The organism is Paenibacillus sp. FSL F4-0122, from assembly GCF_038002845.1.
In the GTDB taxonomy this organism is placed as follows: Bacteria; Bacillota; Bacilli; order Paenibacillales; family Paenibacillaceae; genus Paenibacillus_AQ; species Paenibacillus_AQ odorifer.
The window spans coordinates 5,920,259-5,939,491 of sequence record NZ_JBBODI010000001.1; the positions used below are offsets into that span (position 1 = coordinate 5,920,259).

Below are 19,233 nucleotides of genomic sequence, written 5' to 3' on the forward strand. Positions count from 1 at the left end.
CTGTAGCGATAAAAAAAGCCACCGCACAGGCCTGTTCTCCTGTAAGGCAGCTTCTTCTTTATCTCAATATATCTCTTACAGCACCTGTCAGCACACCAATAACTTCTTGCTCGGTGGCCAGCGGAGAATCTCCTTCTACTGTGTGGGCTAGCATACCGGCCGTGGCCGCAAAGGCTACAGTATGCTGAGGATCAAAACCTTCCAGCTCTCCGTGAATTATACCACTGGCATATGCATCTCCAGCCCCGACTCTATCAAGCACCGGAAAGCTTAAGGTCTCGGAATATGCGAAGCGACCGGATTTGAAGATATAACCGCGCAACGAATGGCGGTTATCTTCATGGATGGACCGATGCGTTCCTGCTATCGTACATAGACTGTAGCGTGAAGCTACTGCGGGAATTAGCTCCTGAAGTTGTTCTTCCCTTGAAGTTCCCTCGGGCTTCATACCAAGGATTAGCATTGCGTCTTTTTCATTCATCAGCACGATGTCGGCCAAATGCAGCATGTCTTCGTAATGGGAACGCGCCAGCTCATAGCCTCTCTCTCCCCAAAGCGATGGGCGGTAATTGCAGTCAAAAACGACTAGGCCACCGTGTTGCTTAACCGTTTCCGCATAAGTTTTCATCGCTTTTCGCACATCATCGTTCATTGCCAGTGTTATCCCGCAGAAATGAACAGCATCCGCGAGGTCTGCCAGCTCTGCGAATGGATAAGTACCCGGAGGAGCAGTATTGAAGCTGCTCTCCGGGCGACCGGAATAAGTCACTCGGGAGGGGCGAGCCCCGAATCCGTTTTCAAGAAAGTACATCCCTATACTTGAGCCCCCGCGCTGGATATGCTCCGGCTGGATACCCAGTCGCCGAAGATAGGCTGTTGCTGCGTCACCAATAGGATTCGCAGGCAGCCTCGACACCAAGCTTCCTTGATGTCCGTATCGGGACAATGCAGACAGTACATTGACGCCGGTGCCGGAAAAGGAATACTTCAGCAGGTTACCCTGAGATAAAAGTTCAAAGCCTGGTACCTGTAGCCGCATCATTATTTCACCAAAAGCGGCGATATGTTTAGGCATATTGATCCGCCAGCTTTTTCATCGTCCGATACAGCTGTTGTATGTCCGCCACTCTCGTTCTTCCGCTCTGCGGATCGATGATCGATGTATAGACATGGGGAATCACCTGCGGCACTCCTGCTTCCAATATAATGGACAAGATCTCTTCAAAGTTGTCCAGATCGATACCGCCGGTCGGCTCCAGCGCAAAACCCTCTTCCGCACAGGCTTTGGCCACAGCGATTAGCTCCGCTTTACGGCTCAGCCCCTGCATCGGAAAATACTTTAAAGCATTTCCGCCCATATCCCGAACCAATGCAATCGCCGCATTTACGGGAATTACAGCTGGTACAGATTGTGCCGCACTGGCCGGGCCGGTGGAGATATTCACAAAACCAGGTTGTCCCGTTGGTGCGATCATGCTGTTAATCCAACTATCTTTCGCTCCAAGGTTGGCACGGGTCGCACCAACTGCCGGGAACACCTGATTAATATGGCTGCCAGCATAGGATTTGACAATCTCTGCAACAACAGCAGCTTGCCGATTATCACCCGCGCCTAGTCCTATCGATACCGCACCGTCAATTTCCCGCCCATATGCCTCCATCGCCTGCACGGCTTCCTCTACCGTTGCATAGTCTTTGGACAATACACCGACCAGTACATAACCTTCGGCGGCAGTAAACACTTCTTTGGCATTTTCTATATCCTTAGCCAATACGTTTAAGGCCACCCGACCTTTATAGAACCGCTTGTTAATTTCAGACATTGCTTGCCCCTCCTGTCAATTCCCTTATCCTCGCAGTAATCATTTCTATGTCATCACCCATTAGCGGACGCGGATCAATATCAAAATAACCTTGCCTTACCCCATAGTCTCTAGTGTATATAGCCACTTCACCTTGTTGAAGCTGCTGGGATAGCTCAAGTGCTGTTATTCCGCACTGATTCGGGTCCACATGGATGCGTCCACGATAAATTGCCCGGCCTGCTTCATCCTGCACGATAGCTACCCGAATTCCGGGAAGCCCGTCGAGCGGCATCAGCAATTGGAGCGTAGCTTTTTCCTTTTCGCTTGTATCCTGCTTGTGAGCATATTCATCCAACGCCTGCATCAGGCCGAAGGATGTTTCCTTACCAACCTTCATGCTGCGGCCAATGCCGTGAAGCTGCACTTTCAGCCATTCAATATAAAGACGTTTTCCCGCCACAAGTCCGGATGTTGGACCTTCTATAGCTTTGGAGCCACTATAAATAACCAGATCGGATATTTGCACGTATTTCTGCAGATCCTCTTCCGCTGCAGCATCTACAATAAGCGGTACGTTATGAGTTTGGGCCACAGCCCAAGCTTCCTCTACAGAGATCATATTCTTCTGAACGGCATGATGAGATTTGACGTACAAAATAGCTGCAGTCTGATCCGAGATCGCAGCGGCCAAATGCTCCGCCCGTCCTTCATTGGCATAACCTGCTTCCACCACCTTACCGCCACCGAGATAAACCATGGTTTCTACTGGTGCACCGTATTGTACGTTATGACCTTTTAGCATTACAATTTCATTTCTAAAAATGCTATCCTGATGGAGCCGTAGACTTGTACGAATATTACCGTGGGTTACCAGCGCCGCCACGGATAAAGCAATTCCACTGGAAGCCGAGTTCACGATCACCGCTGCTTCAGAACCTGTATGACGTGCAACATAATCTCCCGCTTTATCCACCAAATCGGCGATTTCCACATAACTCTGTCCGCCTTGACGCATAGCTTCCATCACCGTATCGGTCGGTGCCGATACCCCGAGGATGCTCATCCGGCCGCTTGCATTAATAACTCTTTTCAGGCCGTATTTCGCATTCCATGTATTTGTCACCTATGATCACCCCTATTGCTTGAATGGTTTGCTGCGCTACCCGGCGTTCCCCCTCAGAATCTACCAGCTCAATCTTCTCATCCGTCACACGAAAAAGGGTCAGATTCGCCTTGTTATTGATCCGAATCTCCCCAAGTTCCGGGCGTCCCAGCCACTGAGCTGCTCTGCTCGTCACTCTCGCAATTGTTTCTTCAAGGGAATATCCCAGTGCGAGAAACTTGTTTAACAGATTCGCCATGGAGTAGACGGGACCATTCATACGGTTGCCTCTGTATATGTCTGTGCTGATCGTATCCGGATCAATACCGTTTTGTTTGGCCGCCTCGGCCACAGCGAACGAGAAGCTAGCCGTACCGTGTCCCACATCCAAGTGAACTCCTCGCTCAATAGCATCTCTCAATACCTGGAGCGGACGATTCTCCTTATCGAATAAATTGTTGCTTTTACCATTTAGATAATGGGTTATCACGTCGTTGCGTTGAAGTAGCGGTAGAACCTCACGGATATCCGGCGGAGCGGAGCCAATATGTACCATCAGCGGCAGCCCGGTCTTCTCCGAGAGCTCCAGCGCATGATGAAGGGGTTGAATGCCATTGTCACCCACTACGCTTTTGCTGATTCTGGCCTTCAAGCCTACGATAAATTCTGGATAAGCAACTACCGCCTGAAGCACCTTTTCATGATCAATCCACTCTAGTTGGGACAACTCGTCAATTCGCATTAGGCCAATCTTTGAAATGTTAAGAAAAGCTAGCAGTTGCGTTGCTGACTTTTTCCCCGCCTCCGCCAGCTCACCCATCCGCTCCGCTCCGCAGCTACCTGCGTCCACGAGCGTAGTCACGCCGCATCTGATTCCAATCTCATCAATCTCGTCTCCATACGGATTCAGTTCTGCAAACGCATGTACATGCAAGTCGATCCAGCCGCTAGAGACATATGCCCCATTGGCTTCCACGACCTTGAAACCATGGTCTTCGGCGGTGCCACCGGGAACTATCTGGACTATGTTGCCATCAGCTATGACAATGTCCATTTCCGTTCCATTCAGGACTTTCGCCCGGCGGAGGAGCAAACGTTCTGCTGTCATCGTCACACCTTCTTTCCAAATTCAGAACATTACCGTCCTAGGTCTTTCCCGCAGACTCTATAACACAAACAGTCCCAATGGATGTAAGATCTTTTTTCACAGGGACTGTTTGGATGAACTATTTAATCTTTATTACTACCGTGTTCAGACCCGAAAACCCTTCAAAAAATTCACAGCCTGGCGGATATCTTCCTCCGGATTAGTGCCAACCTCCCGTTCTATGGTCAGGAATCCTGTATAACCGATGTCGTTCAGCGCTTGCAGATAGTTGTTCCAATCAACAGAACCCGCTCCGAGCGGAACTTCACGGAATGCCGAGCCGGTCTCGGCCATTTCAGCGATCTTCTCATGGTCTAATGCTGGTGCTTCATAACCATATTGACCGTAAACATCGCGCGGATCGATATCGGCAAGCTTGAGACCATCTTTAGCATGGGTGTGTACAATGTAATCTTTTAGAGTATGAACACCTTGCACCGGATCATCACCAGTCACCATGACCATATTGGCCGGATCAAAATTAACGGAAACCCCTCTGGAACCCAGACCGTCGAGGAAAGTCTTCAGACGTGCAGCGGGTTCTGGCCCAGTCTCAATCGCAAAATAAGAATTCATCTCATGTGCATATCTGCTAAGTTCCTCACAGGCAATGTGCATGGTTTCATAAATTTTACTGGCTGGGTTAGAGGGAACAATACCGATATGTGTAGTTACGATATCTGTACCTAGCTCCTTGGCCAGCTCCATAATGCGCTTGGACTTTTCAATTTTGGCACGGTTCTGGGCAGGATCCTGAAAGCCATGTCCGCCTAAATCTCCAACGAGGGCAGAGATTTCTAAACCCAGCGAAGCAATGTAATCCTTCCATTCACGGCGTGCTGACTGAGAGAGGGTAGCGGGATCAAATTCGCCTTGCACCGCATAAATCTGAACTCCATCTGCCCCAGCTTCTTTTGCCTTACGCAATCCCTCTTTCACTCCAACCTGAAAGCTGTCTACGATAACACCGATTTTATTAGTGATAATTGGTTTAACCATGGCAATAATCCTCCAGTATAATGAATTAGATTTGGTTCCAAACCCGCTTGATGTATTCCAGCCCCAGTCTTGTTCCCTTACGGCACTCTTCCATTCCCTCAAATTCTACAGAGATATATCCGTCGTAACCGCTTTCTTTAACGATTCGAATTACACTCGGCATGTCGATGTCTCCTTGACCAACGATGGCACCTCTCAACCAGTTCCCACCGGAGGATTGGAACCAACCTTCGCCAGGCTGGCGGTCTTGCGGACGAATATAGAAATCTTTGAAATGCACCATCGAAGCAAGCTTGATGTTGTTAGGTACAGCTATTAGCGGGTTCTCATCTGCGCACAGGAAATTCCCAATGTCGAGTGTTGTACGGAAGTTGTCTCTTCCTACGGCATGAACCAGCGCCTGTACACGATCGCTGTGCTGAATAAAGTATCCATGATTCTCCACACTGGTCGTAATGCCCAAACCTGAAGCATAATCGGCAATTTCTCGGCAGGCTTCAGCCAAACGTGGAAGCTCTTCCAAAAAATGCGTGATGGTTAGATCGTTTGAGGAGGCTACATCATGCCGCATCCGCTGAATGCCTAATGCCGCGCACACGTCTACTTCCCGCTTTACCCGCTCGACTTCCCGCTGCATTTCCGCTGTCTCCAGCCCGGCAAAGTTCGCCCCGATAGCATAATTGGATAACTCTAGTCCACGACCCGCTGCTGTTCGTACAATCTGATCAATTAGCTCAGGATTTTCAACCAAATTGATACCCAAGGGTACAATCTCCGCATGTTCTGCGCCCAGATCGGCGATCGTCTCAATGACTCCTTCAAGCGTGAGCTCACCCGTCGAAAAAGCTGAATGCAGACTGTAAGTGCTGATTCCTAACTTCATAGTTTCACCTCTTCACCTTTGGCTGCGGATTCATAGATCGCGCCGAGTACCTTCATGATTGTAACGCCGTCTTGCACAGGACTAATCGGTGTAGAGCCGGTACTGATGTTGCTCGCAAAATGATTAATTTCATTCTGGAATGCACTGTTGAACTCAAATCCTTTATTATCAGTCTGCGGATAGGTATTGACGATCGTATCCGCCTGTTCTTTAACGATGACTATCTCAGGATCGATTTCAAAACCACCCTTGTCCCCGTACAGGCGTACTGAGCGCTCGTCTTCTTTGGCATGCAGTGTAAAGCTGACATCGACCATCAGCGAAGCTCCATTCTCAAAGCGAATTAGTGCATTTGCTAAATCTTCCACCGTATTGTTCGCTGCGTCGTAATCCGCGGCTTTATAGAAAGAGAGATTCTTAATATTAGAACGATTGCCGAGCTTCCGGTAGGTATTGGCACTTACCGATACTGGATTCGGACGGCCCATCAAATACCAGCAAAGATCGATCACATGGACGCCAATATCGATCAGCGGTCCGCCGCCTGAGCGTTCAATATCACTGAACCAGCCGCCGGGATTGCCTAGTCTACGGAACGTCGTTGCCTTTGCATAGTAGATTTCGCCGAATTCTCCTTGTTCCACCAATGTCTGAAGGAGCTGGGCATTGGAGTCATAACGTCGTACAAAGCCTACTTGCAAAATCTTGCCGCTCTTTTCCACTGCTTGCTGTACCTGAAGCGCTTCTTCAACCGTACGGCAAAGCGGCTTTTCCACAAGCACATGCTTGCCTGCCTCAAGCGCCGCGATGCTGATCTCGGCATGGGAGTTGTTCCATGTGCAGATGCTGACTGCATCTATTTCGGAATTGGCCAGTAATTCACGGTAATCCGTGTATACCTTCTCGACGTTATATTCTGTAGCTACTTCGCGTGCACGTTCTTCATTCAGATCACATACCGCATATATGGTTGTCTGCGGATTATTCCGATAAGCACTTAAGTGCATGCCGGAGATAGAGCCCGTACCTATTACGCCAATTTTGATCTTATCCATTAACACTCGCTCCTTTATTTTGCATAGGTTATGATTCGTATTATAATGATTTCAACCCTAAATACCATGCAGAGCCTTGCGGTTTCATTTGTACAATTGTGCTATAGGAGGTGCAGTCTATAAATGTTGGACTATGATAAACATCTACAGGAACCCATGGACATGCCGGATCCCGAGTTTCCGATTAAAGTACATACCCAGCGCTTCAACCAAGAAGGAGTTATGTTGTTCCCACATCATTGGCATGAGCATCTTGAGTTTATATTTATTGAAAGTGGTGAGGCTGTTTTTGAGTGCGGACGAACACCGATCAACGTTCGGGCTGGCGATTTAGTTGCTGTGAACAGCAACGAGCTGCATTATGGGGTAAGCGCTTCTTCTGATTTATTGTATTATGCGATTATTGCAGATACTTCTTTGCTGCATAGTGCGGTAAGCGATGCTGCCGAAACCAAGTTCATCGCCCCGATTCAGCGGAACCAGCTGCTGTTACGTAACCATATCCGGGGGGATCAGCATATTACAGACTGTGCGTTGGCGATTATCCGGGAACTGGAACGTCGCGAATTTGGTTACGAGCTGGCTGTCAAATCCGAGTTATACCGCCTGCTAACACTGTTGTTGCGCAGACATATCGTCACCGTACTCTCACAAGCGGAGCAAGAAAGACGTATTCAGACCGTTGAACGCTTCGCACCTGTTTTGCGTTATATCGATACCCATTACCAGGAGCCGATTCAAGTTGACGAACTTGCGGCGCTAACGGGGTTAAGCCGCTTCCATTTCAGTCGTCTCTTTAAGGAACTCACTGGGCATACGATATCGGAATATGTAAATGCTGTCCGTTTAGACCGTGCAGATTATTTGCTCCGCCATACCCAGCTAACGATTTCTGAAATCGCTACCACTACTGGCTTCAGCGATATCTACTATTTCAGCCGAACCTTCAAAAAGCATAAAAAAGTAACACCTAGCAGTGTAAGGGGATTCTAGTTAGAGTGAACAAAGGACTGCCTCTCGGCAGTCCTTTGTTATTGTATGTATCGTTCCTCTAGTTAAACTATCATTGCCATACAAGCTGTCCCTTTCTTATTTTTGCTGCATAAATGATTTGGCCTGTATGATAATGGACTTCTCTCACCATCGCTATCATGAGATTAAGAGCAGTAGTCTCGTTATTTACTTGGCTATATGTAAGTGGTGGTAAATTAAGAAAGGGTTGTGACATCAATAACTCCGGGTTAGATTGGAGCCGTTCAAGATATTGGATGATAATATCAAAAGCATCCCTGGTCATGGTTATGGCTTGTTCTTTTGTCATTTCTAGGCCTCTTTCAAACTCCCTCTCCCTATCTCTAGTATCCGGAATATCTAAAAGGATAGTTTCAATTCGTGAATGTACTGCCCCGCTAATATGAGCAACCAAATTTGCAATACTGTTACTTTCCACGGTTGGGGACCATGTAATATCCTCTTGGGTACATTGCTCGATTGCTTGGAGCGTCCATTTCTTTTCCGATCTAAATTTGACTAACATACTTTCAATTAACTCAATGGCGATATCCATTGCTAACCTCCTATTAATAAAACCTATGTATAATTTTACCAAACACATCTCCTCTGTCAAATGAAATCTAGTCCCAATGCTATTTTTATGCCACAATGTTTTGTTACATTCTTATCCTGGCTCCTGAGAAAAAATAACTCTTTCATTTAACACCAAGAAGGTCAGGTAAGGGTAGTTCCCTCTACTGACCTTCTTTTATTTTATTAATTGTGTAAAAGAAACTATCTTCCATCTTATGGGTATAATTAACATAAAGCTCTATAGGAGGGAAAATCATTGAGAAAATTAAGGAAGCTGATTCTTTTAGGATTTTGCATCATGATTTTACCGGGAACCGTGATTTATGCTGCAGCTGGCTCATCTGAAGTATCATTATATTTGAATAATGTGCTTCAAAAACAGCCCGCAATATTGTCCGAAGGTTCGGTTTCCTTGACGACTGAACAGTTGTCTAAAGATTTATTTGCACTATTCGCCTTGGATGAATCAGGTAAAACGGTTCGAATCTACAAGCCTAATATAAACATGGTTATGCTCGATAATAATGGAGAGATTTTTGGTAAAGTAAAAAGCCCGTCACGTTTTGCATTTTCTACTCTATTACAGGTGGATCATTTAAAAACAGAAATTTCAGATATTAAGGTTGTGATCACCGATCCTGCGGACAAAACAGAAACCATTGATGCTCAACAAATTAAGAACAGCGAAGAAAACTTTTGGTTCAAAACCAACGAGTATACATATTCCTTTAATACAAAGGGCACCTACACTATTCAAGTGTTTTTTAAAGATGTGGCTTCGAAGAAGTGGTTTCCTGTCTCCGAAATCGATATTTTTGGCATTTGACTTCCAGTTATAAGGGACTCAGCTCATTCTATTCTTATCGCGATATTACCAAATTGTTCTCCCTGCTGCATTCGGTGAAATGCCTGAACTGTGTCTTGTAAAGGATACACTCGATCAATGATAGGTCGAATCGAATGGTGTTCCATAAACTGAAGCATATCCGCAAACTCTTCACTACTTCCCATTGAGCTACCTATGATACTAATTTGCGGGAAAAATATGGCTCGCGTCGGGATTTCCATTCGATCTCCTGAGCTTGCACCAAACGTAACAATACGTCCATTGGGTTTAATAATATCAAAGTAATGTGGGAACGTCGCAGGCCCAATGCTGTCGAGGATGAGATGAACGGTGTCTCCATTCATGCTTTCCTTCCAATTGCTATGACTGTCAAACGCATGATCAGCTCCATGAGCGAGTGCAGCTTGTCTTTTCGATTCACTGCGTGAAGTGACACTGATACGTGCACCCACCGCTGAAGCCATCATCATGGCATATGTCGCAACCCCACCACCAATGCCAGGTATAAGAACGTGTTCACCTTTCTTTAAGCGGCCTCTAGTAAACAGCGCCCGATAGGCTGTTAAGGCTGATAAGGGCAGCACGCCGGCTTCTTCCCATGACAGGTAAGCTGGCTTGCTGACGGCATTTTGCGCTGGAATGATGATTGACTCAGCGAATGTACCCTCTGAAGGTCCCCCTACAATGGCTGGAACGTTAGGAACATTGTCGGCATATTCCCATCCGATGCACGGATTAATGATGACATCTTCACCAACATTATGATCAAGTACACCTTCACCTATTGCTTCAATTCTCCCCGCGCCATCAGAGCCGATAATCAAAGGAGCATCCTGTTTTGTTCTGTCATCCATGATAAACAAGTCCCTGTGGTTCAGCCCTGCAGCCTTTAACCTAACCTTCACTTCTCCAATCCCCGGTCTTTTATCCATAATCTCTTTATAGTTCAAGCCCTTCAGGCCACCTTCTCCAGCATGTACAATGGCTTTCATCATCCAAGCCCCTTCCTCAAGTTGTTATTAAAGAATCTATAATAAATTTTACATAGTGGGTGTAATCCAGTAAAATGATCAAAACTGAAGGTGACTATCATAAATCATCATACCAAGAAGGTGCAAAGGAAATGGAAAGTGGAGATTTGAGAATATTTCAAGCGGTTGCTCGCGAGGGTAGCATAACGAAGGCTGCTCAAGTCTTAAATTATGTCCAGTCAAATGTGACAAACCGGATTCAGTATCTAGAAGCTCAGCTGAAAATCCCCCTATTTCGCCGATCCAATCGAGGGATGACGTTAACGCCGGCAGGTGAGAACTTACTGGCATATACAGACAAAATATTATTACTCATGGACGAGGCTGTAATAACCACACAATACTCTGAGCACCCTACTGGTCCGCTCCGTTTAGGTTCCATCGAAACAACAGCGGCTACTCATCTAACGCCTCTGCTAACCGAATATCACTTACGATATCCCGATGTTAATCTATCGCTTATAACGGGAGAAACGCATAAACTCTTACAAAAAGTGCTTGATTACCAACTAGATGGAGCCTTTGTTTATGGACCCATTGACCAGCCTGATATAGAACATGTAGTTGCTTTCGAAGAGGAGCTGGTGCTTATCTCACAACCAGGTAAGAGCGATATGCGCGAATTGCTTACAAAGCCAATGTTGTTTTTCGACGTCGGATGTACACATCGTGCCAAAGCTGAGAGTTTCCTAAATGAAAGCGGGATGAGCTCTTATAAGATTATGGAATACGGAACGTTAGATGTAATTCTAAGTGGGGTTTCCGCTGGACTCGGCGTGTCTATGCTGCCCCAATCTTCGATCTCTAAGGCCGAAGAGGCGGGAGTAATTACTTCCCACCGTCTGCCTGAAGGATATCGAGATTTGCACGTATGGTTTGTGTATCGCCGGAACGCGGTTTTTTCTAGTGCGTTGTCAAAATTAATCCAAATGATCGAAGAAATATAGCAACATACATATTGGGGTTTGATTATATTCGAGCGCAAAGCTTGTATATTAATCAAACCCTTTTCAGCTTTTTCCGATTATACTTGGTATGTCTTGTTCCCGTCTACTCACCACGAATCACTCGAAAACCTTGATCAGGACCCATACCATTCGCTTCGAACTTTCCCCGAAATGAAATCTCGTTGTTGTTAATGCCGCCGATCCACCCGCCACCCTTTACAACCCGGAAAGAACCGCTCTTACTATCTATATCTCCGTACCAGTTCCAACACCATTCCCTAACATTACCTGACATATCGTAAAGACCTAGCTCATTAGGTTTTTTGCCACCAATAGATTTTGTTTTGTTATGGTTGTTTTCTATGATCGGCCAGTTCCAATCTCCTGATAAGAATTTGTCTCCAGCGTTTTGCCAATACCATGCTACTTCATCTGCTTTATTGCTTCCACTGTAGGTGTAACTTTTGCTCAACTGTCCTCCACCCGCAGCATATTCCCACTCTGCTTCTGTAGGCAATCGGTAACCATTAGCTCCTGCATTGAGTGTTACTGTCCATTTTAAAGTATCGTTATCACTTTTATTATTCGGATCTTTTTTATTTTTATCTATATTGTAATAGGGTTTGAGCCCCTCTTTTATACTTCTTTTATTACAGTAATCTATTACGTCATACCAGTTAACCATTTCTACTGGCAAGTTGTCGTCTTTGAATGCTGAAGGGTTGTTTCCCATTATTTCAACCCACTCTTTCTGAGTAACTTCATATTGGCCGATATAGAAATTTGATATAGTTGTACTTTTGTAGTTGGTATTTGTGTTAATGAAATTTCCACCTTTGACCAATACATAAGTGTCCTTCTGTTCAGGCTTTTCTTGCGAACAAGCGCTGATAGCAACAACTATTAAAAGAGAAATTAATAGTTTTCTCATGGATATATCTCCTTTCCAACCACTGGTATGTAGTTAAGTATCATTTGCTGAATGATCTAGAATGATCTAAGGCTGCCGGTTGTGGACCGACAACCTTAGCAATGATAGTGATTACTTATAGATAACCTGTTATTACCACACTGTTACGTTTGAGCTTCCGCTACTTTGATATCCTTCTGTCGCTAATACCTGGTAAGACCAACTGCTGCCCAGATTCATTCCGTAACTTTTCCAAGAATTAACGTGGTTGGCAAAAGTGATCGCGACATTGCTTCCCGTTGCTCGCTTGGATTGTCTTACACTCCAAAACTGTGTGAAGGTTGCCGTACCATCAATAGAAGGTGCGTTCGTTCTCGTAGTCGTATATATATCATATGTGCCTCCATCACTAGTCACGGTACCTTTATAGGTTCCAGTAGGTCTATAAGTGCCCCAACTATCAACGACGTAATATTCTATGAGGGAGTTTCTCGTCCACCCATAAAGAGTTAAATACCCATTGCCGGATGGTGCCCAGACGCCTGCATTGTAGTTTATTGTTCTAGATGGGGATCCAGTATTCCAACCTTTACCAACAACAAAGTTACCAGTATTTGACCATGTAACACTGTAATTCCCACCAGATCCATTAGTAGCATTTACTGTCCCGCCACCATCGGTCCAATTTTGCCAATAGTCTGTCGCTGCACTTGAGGTTGCTGCAAACAAGCTGAAACTCATTGAAGCGGCCATAATTACAGTCACGATTTTCTTGTTAAATTTAAACATAATCTACCTCCTGAAATTTTTTTGTCACTACATACCTACATACTGCTTGTCTGTATTTCTAGTAGTCGAGCAATTTCTTGTTGGGGCAGATTCGCAACACCACTTCCTTCCATATATATTAATGTAAGCGATTACATATGGAATCTTATCATAGATCGTTTACTATTTAATCTCTTCAAATTAAAGATTTTACCCTAAAAAGTATTGTTCTTTTGGGATACCTAATTCACTGGATTTTTGTATCTGCCACAATTACAATCCAGTATTTTTTAGTAACACGTTCATATACCATGGCTTAATCAGTGGTACAACTACTGCTGGCTGCATAGCTTTTGTATGGTCCATCTGGGCTCCCGAAAGGATTTCAACATCCCAGCCTAAATCCGCCAACTGCTCCTTATTCTTTTTTAACAACCCGACGATGTCAACGGTAACGCTCCCGAAATTTTCACCGTATACGATCGTATCATTTCCACCTGCAAAAGCTAGTTTAGGGAGACTAGGCAAATGTTGAATTCTGCGATCATCAAAGGCTGTGAGGCTCTGGTATAGGGAGACAAATTGTGCTGTAACACGGGTATCTATGGTAACCTTTATATTGTCCCAATCCATTTCGTTTGGATTATCCGGTCCAGCAGGGCTTTCCACAGATTCATTTTGGTTACTCAAAGCTTGTGTATGTGTTTTATGGGTCACAACCCTCATTTCTTGATAGGGGCCATTATAGGGTGGAAAACCTCCCATTACCAAACTCTCCAAGCGATCTGTTCTTATAGCCATTTGCAATCCAATCAACGCAAGCCAGGAATAACCGTAGTAACTAAAGCTTGTAACATTCATTTCATCCGCAATGTGGAGAAGATCCTTCACAATATGATCTGCTGTTAGATTTTCCACTGGATGTTGAAATAGATGACCTTCATAATCGAAATAAAGCACTTGAAAAGTGTCCGCTAGTCCTTCAACAAAATGTTTACCTAATTCGGGATCTACTCCCCACAGCTTTAAGTTTTCTGCTTCCTGATTGTACACAGATTTTTTAGCGATGGGTAACATGATGGTTGGACGATCTGGAAGCCCTGCCATACCTACTTCTATTTCTGATTGGTTTGCTAATTGTATTATCTTTTTCAATGAACTCACTCCTTTGTGTTCTATAAAAGTATCATATAACATTCATGCAATCTTTCGGTTTATCCCTCTACCTCCCTTGATATATCTGCCTAAATTCGATTTAATATTGTTGTAACACTTGAAGGTTCAACTTTAATGTTTTGGGGCGATGATGATTATGGAAGAGATATATACACCTACACTGATAGCTAAGCAATTAAATGTGAGTACCACTACTTTAAGGAGATACGAAGATCAAGACTTAATTCCAGATGTATCAAGGACCGCCAGCAACCGCAGATGTTACACTTCCATCCATGTACAAGCTTTTATTACCATTCGCGCATTATTGCAGGGATATGAAATTCCGGTTGTGTACGATGTGATGAGGAAGATTAAAGGCCAGCAGATGGAGTCTGCTCTTTGGGCAATCAATCAAGAGCAACATAAGACCCAAGTGGAAAAAGAAAGGTTAGAGGAAGTTTTACGCATGTTTCGGGATGTTGATTTATCAAAATACAAAGATTTAACTGTAACAGATTCAATGACGATTGGTGAAGTTGCACAAATGGCAGGAGTTAATCCATCAGCTATTCGGCATTGGGAACAAGAAGGGCTAATCTCTTCGAATAGGAACAAAGATAATAGCTACAGAGTCTTCACTTTAACGGAATTAAGAAAAATTATTCTTATCAGCAGTTTAAGGAAAACCGTTTATTATATCGAGAATATGAAACAGCTTTTGAATGAAATAGAAACACATAACTACAAAAAAGTGGAGGTATCCTTTCAGCTTGCCTTACAAAAATTGAATTCTCAATTAACGAAGCAATTTTTCGCGATAGCTGAACTTACAAACTATGTTAAATTGTATAAAAGTAATGCCAAGTAACATATTGATCATAGAAAAAGGACTACCTTGCGGTAGCCCTTTCGTGCCTATTTGAACTTGATGTCAACAATCTTTCCGCTTTCCACAAAACCAATATTTCGATAAACCTTATTGGAGTCAGGATTCTTTAAATCAGCATAAAGCATGGGCACTAAATCCTCCGATAAAAGAACAGAACATAACTCTGCTACTAGTGCACTTGCATAACCTTTTTTCCTGCAAGACGGAGGTGTGTATACCGCATTTAATCTGGAATATCTTGCCGACCGATGTGCAATGTACGCCATCGATACAGGTTTATCGTCTACAAACCATAAATACAAGTCACCTGTCTCAATCATCCTCTTGGCATCTAGAATTTTAGTTTCTGGGTTCACCGTAATCCCATAAGCCCCCTCTGAGAAACCCGCCAAAAATTCTGCTACAATGGCCACATTTTTTCTCGTTGCTTGTTGCATTATTCCCTTTACGTTCAAAGGTTTCTTTGGATCTGTACAGAAATAAGATTCTATAGTCATCGTGGACTCATATTGAAGATTATTTGCCTGAGAATACAGCTGCGCAAAACGTTCTGTTGTTTTTGGTTCTCCAGATACTCCCGATAATGTTGTCCCTTTAAGGAATTCTATAAGTTCTTCGTAGAGAACGATCTTCTTATCCTCGGCAATCTCCTTAGAACTCCAAAGCCATGCGTTATGTCCCGTTGACTGGGCATAGATCATTGTTTCACCAGAATCTTTTAAGCATCTAGAACTCTTCGACTCGCAAATAAGATGAATCAGGTTGTATTGAACCTCATCAGCAATAAACATATCCTGGCTTAGTATGCGATCGGAAACATTGATTTTTTGGAACATCGTTACTCCTCCTTATTTATTTATATGAACGCAAAAAACTCCGTCCCATTAGGGACGGAGTAGATTCCGCGTTACCACCCTGATTAGTGTATTCGTGAATACACCCTCTCTGCCATCGTCCAACAACGATACTTCTTTGTAACGGCAGAATCCCGGGCCCGCCTACTATGATTTCGGGAGCCAGCTCTGAGGCGATTGTTCGATTCGGGTGTCCACTGCCTCGCACCAACCGGCAGTTCTCTGATCGACATATCCGGATTTACTTGTCCTCTTCGTCGCATTTGATTGCAATGTAATTAGATACAATATAAAGTAATAGGGATTTTATGTCAATAATATATTATTGTTCATTGCGAAAAAATACTAACCACCAAATTGTCTTAAATGATGGTCTAGATGTTTATAAATCCCTTTACCCCATTGCTCCGGAGTGAATTTTCCGAAAAAAGGATGTGGATGGGATGAACATTTTTCCGGACCGTTACTTTGAAAAATTAAAATCTTTTGTTTCAGTATTTCTTTTTCTTTCCCAAAATCTCTGTCATCTAAAATAAGTATGGTCGGAATTGTTGACATATTGTGTGGTACCGACTTGTCATTATAAAAAATAGATTTTATAAAACTTCCTATTAGCATTCCTAGCCAATTTCTAGGGGGAAAGGAGTTTCCAATTGCGATGTCTTGAAATGCAGAACAGTGAGCCAACATTTGAGCAACATTCATTTTTCCCCATTGCGGTTTAGAATTTGGACTTAAATTCTCGATACGGCTCAGTATTTCTGCGGTATGTAATTTGTTGTATATATTTTCCATAAACACACTCCCCATTTCGATTTTCTGTTTTTTTCAAAAGTTAGCATGAAATTGTCAATAGAGTCTGCTATCTTATCCCATTGCTCTGGTACAAGTACAAGTTTAGTTATTAGATGCTGGTTCCACTCAGGATATTGTTCGTAGATAGCACCCAATATTTCTGCACCAGCTGGAGTAAGTTCAACCAGCTGGACGAAAATCTTCTTGGGCTATTATATTCATCGTTGCAACATTACAATTCGACAGCTACTACCAATCTAATCTTCGCCCTTCTCTATCATTCTATCCTTTATTCACTATCATGTCCGCTAACGTAACAAAGTTACCCATAATGCAGGTAGCTCGTCGTCTTAACTCGTTATTTAACTATCGTTTCCTGTTATCTTAATATTTTACGGAGAAATTTAATCCACTTCGGCTCGTATGCTTCGCTAATTGGAATCCCTGTATAATAACAATGATAAGGGTCCATTTCCCATATCTTTAAAAGCCCCTCGGAAACTTCATACTTAAATATGGGAGAGCTTTTGTCCGCCCTAATATAATACCTATTGCATGCAACACAGTACAAAATCTGCGATTCATCGGAGAAATATGAATAAATATTAAGCTCAGTGTTACAGGCTTCGCATCGACGTATTCGATTGCGGTTTAGCCAATCAATAAATAGTTTCAGATTATCATCTCCTCCGTAAAACAAGGAATATCCTTCGCAAACTAACGTGTCCCGTAATTTCAACAACCTACGGATTTCTGCAATACAGAAATACTTTCCTTTAGGAACGCCCTGTTCTTTTCAATCCCTCTATTTTTACACCAGACAACAGCACTAAAAGCATCGTAAAAATTATAAAAGGGTAGTATTGTTTCCAAATCCATTAGAGGACGAATTGTTGAATATCCCTTTTTATACGAAATTCTACTTTGAGGATTCACTTCCCAAACATATCGGTTAATTTTTGTGAAATCAATTTCAGAGGATCCACCCCGTGCACTCTCAAAATCAATAATTCCAACAACCATATTATTATTTGTTAGTATATTACCTTGTCGAAAATCCATATGAACAACACACGGGCCATCAGGAGGAGGTAAAACTGAGAAAGAACCCTCAAAGTAATTAATACATTTTTCGAAAAGTCCTCTCTCAAGGACTTCCTTGCAAGGTTCTATAAATTTTTCAAAGCTATTTCTTATATAAAGTCTCCAATTGTTCTGATTAGAAAATTGAAAACCGTCTAATCCTTCCACACCATATCCCGGCATTTTAACTTCATGCAGGTTTGCGTGAAGTAACCCAATTTGAAATGCTAATTCATCGTTAATAGCACCTGTACATGGTATACCTTTAATCTCAGATAAAAGTAATGCACCAGAGATTAAGTCATCCCCACTCCAGAAGTCTAACACTTTTGGAACCGGTAATACCTCTCTCAACATTTCAAGCATACGATATTCGCGATATAGCTTATCCCTGTTATAAGGGATCTTCGCATACACCGTTTCTCCATTAGTAAGATTCAGCTTGTATACTTGTGAACTAAAGGACTCAGGAACATTATCTATACTTAATACATTAAGGTTAAATCTTTTTATGATCGTTTCTACTAAGTTCAACTCGCACCTCACATGTTATGAATGAAATAGTAATTAGTTCAGCTATCTTTTTCTTAATTTTATTTGAACTATCCTAACCGTTAGTGCAATAAGATTACACTTAGCTCTTTTTCTTTCTTGCTCTCAGGTAAATGACTGAAATCACTACTAGTACTATTGCAATTACGATATACAAATCAGTATCCTGCTCAAACATTAACCACATCTTGTATTCTATGTGTACTTGCTGTTTGGGTCGAAGTCCTTCACCGAATAGTTCTGTTGCTTGGTTAAGGTTATTCATTTCAATGGTTGAACTGCATGGACTACTGCTTGTTACGCCATCCACTTCGCTTATGTATATTAAGTATTTATTACCTTTCTTAAAATCAAAACCCCAAGTGTAGTCTGTTCCCACAATAATTTGAGAGTCAACTTCAGTATTCCAACTTCGTTCAACATCCACTAATATATATCTGATTTTCTCTTTTGGCCCCGCAAATCCTTCTTGTTTCAAATCAACCTTTATTTGTTTTACTTCACCATAAATAGCTCCACCGTAGACCTCTAGGGCTTCTTGGGGACTTCCTATCTCGACACAGGATAAAGCTTTAGCATCTTGTCCATTTGCAATAAAGAACGCGAATGTGAATAAACATATTAACGTGATTAAACGAAGATTCAATTTACCACCTGCTCTTATGATTTTATTTCATAACATCTTTATTGACTTTATTAATAGGTGAAATGTTGCACTAATTTTCCAGTTCCTTCAATGCAATAGGGAGTACACCTAGATGGTATGCTCCCTATTTGGGTGAGAATAGTATTCTGTTAGCCATGCATGCAACGCAAGCGCC

The 19,233-nt window shown here is 43.2% G+C and carries 20 protein-coding genes and 1 other annotated feature; of the genes, 4 read left to right on the top strand and 16 right to left on the bottom strand.

The genetic code is table 11. From position 1 onward, the window contains the following. Positions 1-58: 58 nt before the first annotated feature. From MHH49_RS25825 to MHH49_RS25855, 7 genes are all read right to left on the bottom strand, one after another. Entirely contained in the window at positions 59-1,075 is a 1,017-nt protein-coding gene (locus tag MHH49_RS25825) for a sugar kinase (RefSeq protein WP_341138632.1), read from the bottom strand. Then, the gene (gene dagF / locus MHH49_RS25830; protein WP_038571118.1) at positions 1,068-1,823 is read right to left on the bottom strand and encodes a 2-dehydro-3-deoxy-phosphogluconate aldolase; all 756 of its coding nucleotides are present in this window, start codon (positions 1,821-1,823) and stop codon (positions 1,068-1,070) included. The genes MHH49_RS25825 and dagF overlap by 8 nt, the downstream gene beginning before the upstream one ends. Continuing rightward, positions 1,816-2,868, bottom strand: coding sequence for a DgaE family pyridoxal phosphate-dependent ammonia lyase (locus tag MHH49_RS25835; protein ID WP_445667574.1), 1,053 nt, complete (start codon positions 2,866-2,868; stop codon positions 1,816-1,818). The genes dagF and MHH49_RS25835 overlap by 8 nt, the downstream gene beginning before the upstream one ends. Before the next feature lie 13 nt (positions 2,869-2,881). Then, positions 2,882-4,015, bottom strand: a complete 1,134-nt coding sequence (locus MHH49_RS25840) for an amidohydrolase/deacetylase family metallohydrolase (protein WP_076144100.1) — start codon at positions 4,013-4,015, stop codon at positions 2,882-2,884. Between the two features lie 144 nt (positions 4,016-4,159). Then, entirely contained in the window at positions 4,160-5,053 is an 894-nt protein-coding gene (locus MHH49_RS25845) for a sugar phosphate isomerase/epimerase family protein (RefSeq protein WP_036677301.1), read from the bottom strand. Positions 5,054-5,078: 25 nt separating this feature from the next. Continuing rightward, on the bottom strand, positions 5,079-5,936 hold the full coding sequence (locus MHH49_RS25850) for a sugar phosphate isomerase/epimerase family protein (protein ID WP_036677303.1): 858 nt from the start codon (positions 5,934-5,936) through the stop codon (positions 5,079-5,081). Continuing rightward, positions 5,933-6,991, bottom strand: a complete 1,059-nt coding sequence (locus MHH49_RS25855; protein WP_036677306.1) for a Gfo/Idh/MocA family protein — start codon at positions 6,989-6,991, stop codon at positions 5,933-5,935. Before MHH49_RS25855 ends, MHH49_RS25850 begins: the two co-directional genes overlap by 4 nt. Before the next feature lie 123 nt (positions 6,992-7,114). Between MHH49_RS25855 and MHH49_RS25860 the strand changes: the two genes are divergently transcribed. Beyond that, positions 7,115-7,984: a helix-turn-helix domain-containing protein gene (locus MHH49_RS25860; RefSeq protein WP_036677307.1), complete on the top strand. Its 870-nt coding sequence runs from the start codon at positions 7,115-7,117 to the stop codon at positions 7,982-7,984. A gap of 70 nt (positions 7,985-8,054) precedes the next feature. On the opposite strand, the gene MHH49_RS25865 is transcribed toward MHH49_RS25860, so the two are convergent. Further along, complete coding sequence (locus tag MHH49_RS25865; RefSeq protein WP_036677310.1) at positions 8,055-8,558, bottom strand: DUF1572 family protein; 504 nt, start codon at positions 8,556-8,558, stop codon at positions 8,055-8,057. A 276-nt stretch (positions 8,559-8,834) separates the two neighbouring features. Here MHH49_RS25865 and MHH49_RS25870 point away from each other — a divergent pair, with 276 nt between their 5' ends. Further along, positions 8,835-9,404: a hypothetical protein gene (locus tag MHH49_RS25870; RefSeq protein ID WP_341138634.1), complete on the top strand. Its 570-nt coding sequence runs from the start codon at positions 8,835-8,837 to the stop codon at positions 9,402-9,404. Between the two features lie 23 nt (positions 9,405-9,427). Here the strand turns inward: MHH49_RS25870 and MHH49_RS25875 are convergent, their stop codons facing one another. Continuing rightward, complete coding sequence (locus MHH49_RS25875; protein WP_341138806.1) at positions 9,428-10,417, bottom strand: quinone oxidoreductase family protein; 990 nt, start codon at positions 10,415-10,417, stop codon at positions 9,428-9,430. Between the two features lie 131 nt (positions 10,418-10,548). On the opposite strand from MHH49_RS25875, the gene MHH49_RS25880 reads away from it, so the two are divergent. Next, entirely contained in the window at positions 10,549-11,403 is an 855-nt protein-coding gene (locus MHH49_RS25880) for a LysR family transcriptional regulator (protein ID WP_341138807.1), read from the top strand. Between the two features lie 103 nt (positions 11,404-11,506). On the opposite strand, the gene MHH49_RS25885 is transcribed toward MHH49_RS25880, so the two are convergent. From MHH49_RS25885 to MHH49_RS25895, 3 genes are all read right to left on the bottom strand, one after another. Continuing rightward, entirely contained in the window at positions 11,507-12,334 is an 828-nt protein-coding gene (locus MHH49_RS25885; RefSeq protein ID WP_341138635.1) for a formylglycine-generating enzyme family protein, read from the bottom strand. A gap of 132 nt (positions 12,335-12,466) precedes the next feature. Further along, on the bottom strand, positions 12,467-13,102 hold the full coding sequence (locus MHH49_RS25890) for a glycoside hydrolase family 11 protein (protein WP_341138636.1): 636 nt from the start codon (positions 13,100-13,102) through the stop codon (positions 12,467-12,469). A 252-nt stretch (positions 13,103-13,354) separates the two neighbouring features. Further along, a complete protein-coding gene (locus MHH49_RS25895) occupies positions 13,355-14,236 on the bottom strand; it encodes an alpha/beta fold hydrolase (protein ID WP_076272563.1) in 882 nt (293 codons plus the stop codon). 157 nt (positions 14,237-14,393) lie between these two features. Between MHH49_RS25895 and MHH49_RS25900 the strand changes: the two genes are divergently transcribed. Continuing rightward, positions 14,394-15,107, top strand: a complete 714-nt coding sequence (locus tag MHH49_RS25900; protein WP_076099224.1) for a MerR family DNA-binding transcriptional regulator — start codon at positions 14,394-14,396, stop codon at positions 15,105-15,107. A gap of 47 nt (positions 15,108-15,154) precedes the next feature. Here the strand turns inward: MHH49_RS25900 and MHH49_RS25905 are convergent, their stop codons facing one another. The 4 genes from MHH49_RS25905 to MHH49_RS25920 all read right to left on the bottom strand — a co-directional run bounded on the left by MHH49_RS25905 (position 15,155) and on the right by MHH49_RS25920 (position 19,058). Continuing rightward, the gene (locus MHH49_RS25905; protein ID WP_036677321.1) at positions 15,155-15,964 is read right to left on the bottom strand and encodes a GNAT family N-acetyltransferase; all 810 of its coding nucleotides are present in this window, start codon (positions 15,962-15,964) and stop codon (positions 15,155-15,157) included. A gap of 47 nt (positions 15,965-16,011) precedes the next feature. Next, positions 16,012-16,249: a binding site (T-box leader), on the bottom strand. A gap of 78 nt (positions 16,250-16,327) precedes the next feature. After that, positions 16,328-16,777: a DUF1569 domain-containing protein gene (locus MHH49_RS25910; protein WP_076144106.1), complete on the bottom strand. Its 450-nt coding sequence runs from the start codon at positions 16,775-16,777 to the stop codon at positions 16,328-16,330. 735 nt (positions 16,778-17,512) lie between these two features. Beyond that, positions 17,513-18,394 carry a phosphotransferase gene (locus MHH49_RS25915; protein WP_038571089.1) on the bottom strand — a complete coding sequence of 294 codons (882 nt, stop codon included), beginning with the start codon at positions 18,392-18,394 and terminating at the stop codon, positions 17,513-17,515. Positions 18,395-18,494: 100 nt separating this feature from the next. Beyond that, positions 18,495-19,058 carry a hypothetical protein gene (locus tag MHH49_RS25920; RefSeq protein WP_038571086.1) on the bottom strand — a complete coding sequence of 188 codons (564 nt, stop codon included), beginning with the start codon at positions 19,056-19,058 and terminating at the stop codon, positions 18,495-18,497. Between the last annotated feature and the right edge of the window lie 175 nt (positions 19,059-19,233).